Annotated in this window: 10 protein-coding genes; 1 reads left to right on the top strand and 9 read right to left on the bottom strand. The window is 68.8% G+C overall.

Features of this window, described 5'->3' with window-relative positions:
- A partial coding sequence (locus K2Y03_RS07485) for an AMP-binding protein (RefSeq protein ID WP_294089667.1) occupies nucleotides 1–1,431 on the bottom strand: 1,431 nt, incomplete at its 3' end.
- A gap of 258 nt (nucleotides 1,432–1,689) precedes the next feature.
- On the bottom strand, nucleotides 1,690–1,872 hold the full coding sequence (locus K2Y03_RS07480; protein WP_294089666.1) for a hypothetical protein: 183 nt from the start codon (nucleotides 1,870–1,872) through the stop codon (nucleotides 1,690–1,692).
- 249 nt (nucleotides 1,873–2,121) lie between these two features.
- On the opposite strand from K2Y03_RS07480, the gene K2Y03_RS07475 reads away from it, so the two are divergent.
- Nucleotides 2,122–2,760, top strand: a complete 639-nt coding sequence (locus tag K2Y03_RS07475; protein WP_294089665.1) for an OmpW family outer membrane protein — start codon at nucleotides 2,122–2,124, stop codon at nucleotides 2,758–2,760.
- A 68-nt stretch (nucleotides 2,761–2,828) separates the two neighbouring features.
- On the opposite strand, the gene ccoS is transcribed toward K2Y03_RS07475, so the two are convergent.
- The 7 genes from ccoS to K2Y03_RS07440 all read right to left on the bottom strand — a co-directional run.
- A complete protein-coding gene (ccoS, locus tag K2Y03_RS07470; protein ID WP_294089664.1) occupies nucleotides 2,829–2,978 on the bottom strand; it encodes a cbb3-type cytochrome oxidase assembly protein CcoS in 150 nt (49 codons plus the stop codon).
- Nucleotides 2,975–5,107 (bottom strand): heavy metal translocating P-type ATPase, encoded by a 2,133-nt coding sequence (locus tag K2Y03_RS07465; protein ID WP_294089663.1) that lies wholly within the window; start codon nucleotides 5,105–5,107, stop codon nucleotides 2,975–2,977. The genes ccoS and K2Y03_RS07465 overlap by 4 nt, the downstream gene beginning before the upstream one ends.
- On the bottom strand, nucleotides 5,104–5,559 hold the full coding sequence (locus K2Y03_RS07460) for a FixH family protein (RefSeq protein ID WP_294089662.1): 456 nt from the start codon (nucleotides 5,557–5,559) through the stop codon (nucleotides 5,104–5,106). The genes K2Y03_RS07465 and K2Y03_RS07460 overlap by 4 nt, the downstream gene beginning before the upstream one ends.
- Nucleotides 5,556–7,043 (bottom strand): cytochrome c oxidase accessory protein CcoG, encoded by a 1,488-nt coding sequence (ccoG, locus tag K2Y03_RS07455; RefSeq protein WP_294089661.1) that lies wholly within the window; start codon nucleotides 7,041–7,043, stop codon nucleotides 5,556–5,558. Before ccoG ends, K2Y03_RS07460 begins: the two co-directional genes overlap by 4 nt.
- The gene (ccoP, locus tag K2Y03_RS07450) at nucleotides 7,027–7,962 is read right to left on the bottom strand and encodes a cytochrome-c oxidase, cbb3-type subunit III (protein WP_294089660.1); all 936 of its coding nucleotides are present in this window, start codon (nucleotides 7,960–7,962) and stop codon (nucleotides 7,027–7,029) included. The genes ccoG and ccoP overlap by 17 nt, the downstream gene beginning before the upstream one ends.
- A complete protein-coding gene (locus K2Y03_RS07445; RefSeq protein ID WP_294089659.1) occupies nucleotides 7,955–8,119 on the bottom strand; it encodes a cbb3-type cytochrome c oxidase subunit 3 in 165 nt (54 codons plus the stop codon). Before K2Y03_RS07445 ends, ccoP begins: the two co-directional genes overlap by 8 nt.
- Nucleotides 8,116–8,347: cbb3-type cytochrome c oxidase subunit II (locus K2Y03_RS07440; protein WP_367114758.1), on the bottom strand; the 232-nt coding region annotated here is incomplete at its 5' end. The genes K2Y03_RS07440 and K2Y03_RS07445, both read right to left, overlap by 4 nt.

The raw sequence follows: 8,347 nt of genomic DNA, 5'->3' as shown, positions 1-8,347 counted from the left end.
CAGATAGCTCTGCCCGGTGATCCAGCCCGGATCGGCCACGACATAGATGGTGTCGCCGGGCCGCGCGTCGAACGCCACCGCCATGGTGTGGGCGATGCCGGCGGTATAGCCGCCATGGACATGGACGATGCCCTTGGGCTTGCCGGTGGAGCCCGAGGTGTAGATGAAGAACATCGGAAACTCGGCATCCACCGGCAGCGGCGGCGACGCGGCCCAGATCGCGCGGACGAAATCCGGGTCGGGCAAGGCAAGCAAGGCCTCCTCGCTGTCGACCGCAAAACCGGCGGCGCGGGCCTTGGCGAGGATCGTCACCAGCGCTGCATCGGTCAGCTCATGGCTCCAGCGATCGCGCTCGGCGCGCCAGACGATGTCGCTCTGCGCGGTGTGGCGCACGACGATCACCGTGTCGACGCGCGGCGGCAGCGACACCAGGCTCTGGGCGATGGCCAGCCGCACCCGCGCGGCGCCCGCCGCATCGATCCGCCCGTCCTTGCCCAGCTGCGTCAGCGCGCGGCCGACGCCGCGCATCACGTCGGCCCGCTCCACCGTCACCTCGCCGGCCAGCGTGTCGGCAACGATGGCGTGGATGACGCCGGCATCGGCATCGTCGAGCCCCAAATCGGTTGCCCTCAGCACCGCCAGCGCCGTTGTCACCGGCACATAATTGTCGAGCGCGGGATCGGTATAGGCGGTCTTGAACGCCGCCACCTGTGCATTGCGATAGCTGCCGTCCGAGGTGACGATGACGCGCGCGCCGGCATCGGCGATCCGGTCGGACAAAGTCTTGTCGCTGAACCCGCCGAAAACAGCGGTATAGACGATCCCCAGCCGCTTGGCCGCCTCGGTCCAGTAGATCTGCGGCACGATGCTCGGCATGTTGAGCGCAATGCGGTCGCCCGCCTTCAGCCCCAGCGCCTGAAGCGCGACCGCGCATTTCGCCGTTTCCAGCAGCAATTGCCGGCGCGAGACGCTGAAGCAGTCGACGGGGGCACCGCGCCCGCCTTCGGCCGCCATGTCCCACCGGTCCCCCTCGAAGATCAGCGCGACCTCGTCACCATGGCCGGCCAGCACATGGCGATCGACCTCGTTGAAGGCGGCATTGGTGCGCCCACCGACGAACCAGCGCCAGTGCGGCGGGGTGGTGGCATCAAAGGCGTTCGCCCAGGGCGCGAAACCTGCCCCCGGATCGCTGACCAGCGCGGCGCCGGTGGCCGCGTTCCAGCCATGCCACCGCCCGTCCTCGCCCCGGCTGAGCCAGGCGCCGCCGGGGGCGGCATCGGCGACGAACCAGTGGATGGTGCGCGCGGCGATATCGCCGTGGAACCGCCCGGGATCGGCCAGCACGGCAGCGCGCATCGCCTGCCAGTCATCACGGGTGCGGACGGGGTTGACGAGCGCGGTCGCGCCGGTGGCAGTCGCGGAGTGCGCCATGCTGTTCGACTCACCTCTCCCGGTTGCGCGTCCTGTCGGGCGCGATCATTCACCAGCAACAATTACGCAAGCGCAACGAAACTTTGCCGCAAATCCCGGTGGCTGCGGCGCGTTACGCGGGGAGCAACAGCACCCGGCAATAGGCGCAACGGGCAATGCCGTGGCGGCGCCGGGCCATCTCTTGATGATCCCCATAGCGCATTTCGGCGCGCCCGTCGCCCGTAAAGCTGTGGTGTTCCGACCGTGGTCGCAGCGACCCTACGCGGCGGCGTCGCCGTCGTCGTCCGCGCTGCGGCGCGTGCACAGGGCGTGGCAGCCGGCCGGGCAGTCATTGGCCGGTGCCGGGCGCCGGTCTTTCACCGGCACGCGGACGATATGGGCCGGATCGCCGCACATCGGCAGCAGCAGCATCCTGCCCGCGCCCGCTGCCGCCGTTGCCATGGGCGCAAACGCCAGCGCGGCGATGGCCGCAGCCGCAGATGCCGTCGGCCAACTCGGGCGCCGGGGCAAATCGCGTGGGCTGACGGGAGCAGAAGACGACATGCATTGGTGATTGCACGGCATGCACTGGCAAAACTTGACGCCGGTCAAGGTTCCCCCCGCTGCGGGTGATTATTCCCCCGATCAGGCAACAACAGGGGAAAATCGATGAAGTTTACTGTTCCGATGCTTGCTGTGGCATTGGGTGCCATGATCAACGCGGCGCCGGCCGCCGCCAAAGAGGGAGAAGGACTGAAGAAGCACGACGTGCTGTTGCGCGTGCGCGGCATCTGGGTGTCGCCCAACGGCACGTCCGACGGCATCGTGCCGGCGCTGCCCGCGGACCGGCTGCGCATTACCGACAGTTTTGCGCCCGAAATCGACGTGACGTGGATGGCGACCAAGAATATCGGGTTCGAGCTGATCGCTGCCACCACCAGACATTCGGCGCGGGGCACGGCTGGCGTGACGGCGGGCCTCGGCAATGTGGTGGACACCTGGGTGCTGCCGCCGACCGTGACCGCCCAATATCACTTCAATTCCGACGGCAAGGTCCGCCCCTATATGGGCGCCGGGCTGAACTATACCGTGTTCTGGAACGCCAAGGCGACGCCGGCGCTGACCGGCGCAGTCGGCGCGACACCGGTGCACATCAACGACAGCGTCGGCTATGCACTGCAGGGCGGGGTCGATATCGACCTCAACCGCAAATTCTTCCTCAATATCGACGCCAAATATATCGACATGAACCCGCGCGCGACGCTGTACACCACCGCGCTTGGTACCCAGACGGTAAGGCTGCGGATCAATCCGATCATCGTGGGCGTCGGCTTCGGCATCCGGCTCTAGCCGGATGTGTAACCGCGCGAAGGGGGGCGTTATCCGCCCCCCTTTTCTTTGGCGCGGCTCAGCCCGACCTATCGGTCGTCCTCGTCCTCGATCAGCACTCTGAGCGCAGCACCGTCCAGATCCTCGAACTGGCCCGACCGCACGGCCCAGAAAAAGGCAGCGAGGCCAAGCAGGCCCAGCCCCAGCGCGACCGGCAACAGAAAGGCGATGCCGTTCATCGCGCAGCCCCGCGCAGCCGCAGCGCGTTCGCCACGACGAGCACAGATGAACCCGACATGGCCAGCGCGGCGATCAGCGGCGTGACCAGCCCCGCCATCGCCAGCGGCACCGCCAGCACATTATAGCCGATCGCCAGCACGAAATTCTGCTGCACCACGGCCATCGTCCGCCGGGCGGCGATGATCGCGGTCGGCACCGCGCCCAGCCGGTCGCCCAGAAATACCAGATCGGCCGCGCGCTGGCCGACATCGCTGGCGGTGGCGGGTGCCATTGCGACATGCGCGCGCCGGAGCGCCGGGCCGTCGTTCAGCCCGTCACCAACCATCAGCACGCGCTTGCCATGCCGTTCCAGCCGCTCGATCAGCGCGAATTTGTCGGCGGGCGACATGCCGGCAACGCCGGTAATGCCCAGCGCGCGGGCCAGCGCGGCGACCGGTGGCTGGCGGTCGCCCGACACCAGCATCGGCGCAAGCCCAAGCTTGCCGAGCTGTGCCATGGCGGCCGCCGCATCGGGGCGGAGCGCATCGGCCAGATGGATGAGGCGCGGCGCCTGCGCACCCAGGCGAAAGGTGGTGACGATGTCGGCGCTCATCGTGCGCGCGCCCACCCAGTCGGGGTTGCCCAGGCGCACCGTCTCTTCGCCCAGCCGGCCCTCGATGCCCTGCCCGGCATGTTCGCTGATCTCGGTGAGCACCGCGGGGGTGGTGTCGGCGAGTGCCTCGGCGATGGCGCGCGCGTGCGGGTGGCGGCTGGCACGCGCCAGCGCAGCAAGGGCTGCGCGCTCCAGCGGGTCACCGGGCAGGCCCGCAATCGGCGCGAGCCGGGCGAGGGTGACGGTGCCGGTCTTGTCGAGCAACGCGGTATCGGCCTCCGCCAGCCGTTCCAGCGCCGACCCGTCCTTGGTCAGTACGCCTGCGCGCATCAGCGTGCCGGCCGCCACCACCTGCGCGATCGGCACCGCCAGCCCCAGCGCACAAGGGCAGGTGATGATCAAAACCGCGACCCCGGCGGTGATCGCCGCGTGCAGCCCCGCCCCGGCGAACAGCCAGCCGATCACGGTCAGCGCGGCCAGGCTGTGCACTGCGGGCGCATAAAGCCGCGCGGCACGGTCGGCGATGCGCACATAGCGCGACTTGCCTTGCCCGGCGCTTTCCATCAGCCGGGCGATGTCGGCAATCACCGTGTCCTCGCCCACTGCCGTCACCTTCACCGTCAGCGGCGCGTCGAGGCAGACGGTGCCGGCAAGCACGGTTGCGCCTGCCCCCACCCGCTCGGGCGTGCTTTCGCCCGAGACAAGCGCACGGTCGACATGGCCCGCCCCTGCCACCACGATGCCGTCCACGCCGACCCGCTCGCCGGCGGCGACCAGCACCTGCATGCCGGGCGCAATCTCCGCCACCAGCCGCCGCTCGGTGCCGCCATCGGCGCGCAGCACCAGCGCATCCGCCGGCACACGGCGCAGCAGGGCGGCCACCCCATCCTCGGCGCGGGCGCGCATCGCACTGTCCAGAAAGCGGCCGGCCAGCAGGAAGAACAGCAGCATCACCGCGCCATCAAAATAGGCGTGCGGCCCGTGGATCGCTGTTTCATACAGGCTCATCGCTGCCGTCAGCACGACGCCGATCGAAATCGGCACGTCCATATTGGTGTGGCCATGGCGTAAAGCGCCCCAGGCGCTGCGGAAAAAAGGCTGCCCGGCATAGGCAATCGCCGGCAGCGCTATGAGCGCCGACAGCCAGTGGAACAGGTCGCGCGTCGACCCTTCCGCCCCGGCCCATATCGAGACCGACAGCAGCATCACATTCATGGCGGCAAAGCCGGCGACCGCCATTGCCATCATCAGGCGGCGGCTTTCGTCATGCCCGGCCGGGGCGGCGGCGCCGCCGGCCAGATGCGCGCGGAAACCCAGCCCCTCGATCGCTGCCGTGATCGCGCCGTCGTCCACCTCTGCCAGATGGACGACGCGCACCTGCTTGGCGCCGAAATTGACCCGCGCCTGAACCACGCCGGCCAGCCGGGCAAGCCCGGCCTCGATACGGTTGATGCAGCCCGCGCAGTGCATCCCTTCCACCACGAAGCGGCTTTCGGTGGCGCTGCCCTGCGCGGTGATCGGCGTCAGGCTGTTCATGCCGTCACGTCATCGGCGAAGCGCGCGGTGCGGCCGGCGGCGTCAACCTCGATATGCAGCAGCCAGCGCCCGGGCGGCAGCGCGCGCTCTGCAACATGGTCGGTGCCCCGCGTGTGCAGGGCAATGCGCTGGTCGGGCATGCGGCCCAGCGGATGACGCGCGGTCACCACCACGCGGGCGCTGAACGGCTTGCCGGCGGCATCGGTGGCAATGATGTGGAGCCTGCCGGCCGGGTCAACGCGCGCCACCGCGCGCCAGCCGAGCGCCCGCTGTGCCGCTGCCGCTTTCAGCCAGTCATTATAGCGCTGGCTGGCGACATAGCTGTTGGCGACCACTTCGCCGCCAAAGGTGCTGATCGCGGCCCGCGCCATGATGAGGTTGACGGCGATGATCAGCCCAAAGCCCGCCAGCATGATCGCCAGCATGTGCCAGCCGGTAAAGCGCCCGGTCATTCGTCATCTCCCTGTTCGTCAGGCCGGTCGAAGCGGCTGGTGCGCACCACCTGGCCGCCCTCGGCGTCGCGCGCGGTCAGGCGGAAATCGATCCGCGCCTGTTCGGGGCCGGCCACGGGCGCGGCGACGAACAGCTGGACGGCGGCGACCTGATCGGGGGCGACATGCACGACGATGCTGCGCCCGGCGGCGTCGCGATTGCCGGCGTCGCTCCACAGCACCGCCTGCGGCAGCGCGCCGATCGCGATGGTGAAGTCGCGCGGCCGCGTCTCCATATTGCGGATCTTGACGGTGTAGCTGTTGCGGATCGCCCCGTCGGACAGGCGCACCCATCCCGGATTGCGCCCCTGCGCAACCGACAGGTCCAGCCGTGCGCGATTGCCCAGCACGAACAGCATGCCAAGGCCGATCCCGCCCCAGACCAGCGAATAGGCAATGGTGCGCGGCCGCAACAGGCGCTTGAGCGGCGGGGTGGGGGTTCGCCCCTCGCGCGCGGCCTTTTCGTCGGCGGCGCTCGAATAGCCGATCAGGCGCAGCGGCCGGTCGACCTTCGCCATCATCTCGTCGCACGCATCGATGCACAGGCCGCAGGTGATGCAGCCGATCTGCGGCCCCTCGCGGATGTCGATGCCGGTCGGGCACGCCGCGACACAGGCGTTGCAGTCGATGCAGTCGCCGACGCGCGCGGCCGGGTCGGCGGCCAGCTCGGCCAGATCATGCGTGCGCTTCAGTCCGCGGCTGCGCGGCTCCCCCCGCCACGCCTTGTAGGTAACGGCAAGCGACTGCTCGTCCATCAGCGCGGCCTGAATGCGCGGCCAGGGGCACATATAGATGCACACCTGCTCGCGCATCAGCCCGCCCAGCGTATAGGTGGTGAAGGTGAGCACGCCGATGGTGGCATAGGCGACAAAGGGGGCGGTACCGCTGGCCAGCTGCCGTGCAAGCGTCGGCGCGTCGGCGAAGTAGAAGATCCACGCGCCCCCGGTCATCGCCGCGATGATCAGCCAGATGCCGTGCTTGGCGATGCGGCGGGCAACCTTGCCCGGTCCCCAGGGCGCCTTCAGCAGCCGGAACTGGGCGTTGCGGTCACCGTCGATCAGCCGCTCGACATGAACGAACAGATCGGTCCACACCGTCTGTGGGCAGGCATAGCCGCACCAGGCGCGCCCCACCGCCGACGTGACCAGAAACAGGCCGATCCCCGCCATGATCAGCATGCCGGCGACATAATAGAATTCGTTCGGCCAGATCTCGATCGAGAACAGATAGAAGCGGCGATGCGCGATATCGACCAGCGCCGCCTGATCCGGAGCATAGGGGCCGCGGTCCCAGCGCAGCCAGGGCGTTATGTAATAGACGGCCAGCGTCGCCGCCATGATCACCCATTTCAGCCGCCGGAACGGGCCATGGACGGCCTTGGGAAAGACCTTGCGCCGTGCCGTGAAGAACGGCTCCTGATCGATCAGGTCATTGGGGCTGGCCATCGCCGCCTGCCTGTTGCGCAGTCTGCGGCGGCGGTGCGGGCGCCTTCTCGCCACCGCCGAGCGAATGGACATAAATGGCGAGCATCCGGATCGTCGCCGGGCTCAGCCGCGCGTGCCAGGCCGGCATGATGCCGCCGCGCGCGTTGGTGATCGTCTGGGTCAGCGCGGCGCGGTCGCCGCCATAGAGCCAGATCGCGTCGGTCAGGTTGGGCGCGCCCAGCTCGCGGTTGCCGCGTGCCTGGTCGCCATGGCACACGGCGCAATTGGCGGCAAACAGCGCCTGACCCTGCTGCGCGCCCTTGCTCATTGGCTCCTGGCGCGAGACGAAGCGGACATAGCTGACCACGTCCTGAATCTGCGCCGCCGTCAGCAGGCCGTCGCGACCGAAGGCGGGCATTTGCGACACCCGCGTCGCATCGTCACCCGGCTGGCGGATGCCATGGGCGATCGTCTGCTCGATCGTCGCCACGTCGCCGCCCCACAGCCAGTCGTCATCGTTCAGATTGGGATAGCCCTTGCTCCCCGCCGCGCCCGATCCATGGCACTGGACGCAGTTGACCTTGAACGCGGCGCGCCCGCCTTCCTGCGCCGCGCGCACCAGATCGGGCCGCGCCAGCAGCGCCTCGGCAGGCGTCGCGGCTATGGCGGCGAGCACCGGCCCCTTGCGCTTCTGCTCAGCCGCCAGTTCCTGCGCCAGCTGGCCATGGCTGGTCCAGCCCAGCGTGCCGTCGGTCGCGCGCGAGGCAAGCGGCCAGGCCGGGTAGAGAATGGTGTAGACCACCGAAAAGGCGATCGTTGCGTAGAGGATGTACAGCCACCAGCGCGGCATCGGCGTGTCGAGTTCCTCGATCCCGTCCCATTCATGGCCGACAAAGCCGGTGCCGGTGGCGGCGTCGACGCGGTTTGGGGTGTCAGCCATGGGCTTGGTCCTCGTCTTCCAGGATCATCGTCGCGGCGCGGCGATGGGCAGCGGCGGCGTTGGGCAGCAACGTCCAGCCGGTCAGCGTCAGGAACAGCAGCATCGTCGCCACCAGCCCCCAGCTGTCGGCAAACTGGCGCAGCGCTTCATAGGTCATTTGGGCTGCTCCTGCGCTTCGGCGGCCCTGAAATCGACCTGGGTGCCGAGCCCCTGCAGATAGGCGACCAGCGCATCCATCTCGGTCACGCGCTTGGGGTCACCGTCGAAATCGCGTGCCTGTGCCTTGGGATAGCGTTTCAGCAGTCCGTCGATGTCGCCCTCGCCGGTTGCCTGGGCGTTGAAGTCGGCGGCCGCCTGTTTGATGGCGTCGTCGCTATAGGGAACG

Origin of the sequence: Sphingomonas sp. (assembly GCF_019746015.1) — a bacterium.
In the GTDB taxonomy this organism is placed as follows: domain Bacteria; phylum Pseudomonadota; class Alphaproteobacteria; order Sphingomonadales; family Sphingomonadaceae; genus Sphingomonas.
Note: the sequence above shows the minus strand (reverse complement) of the source record. Positions and strands in the feature narration are given on the sequence as shown.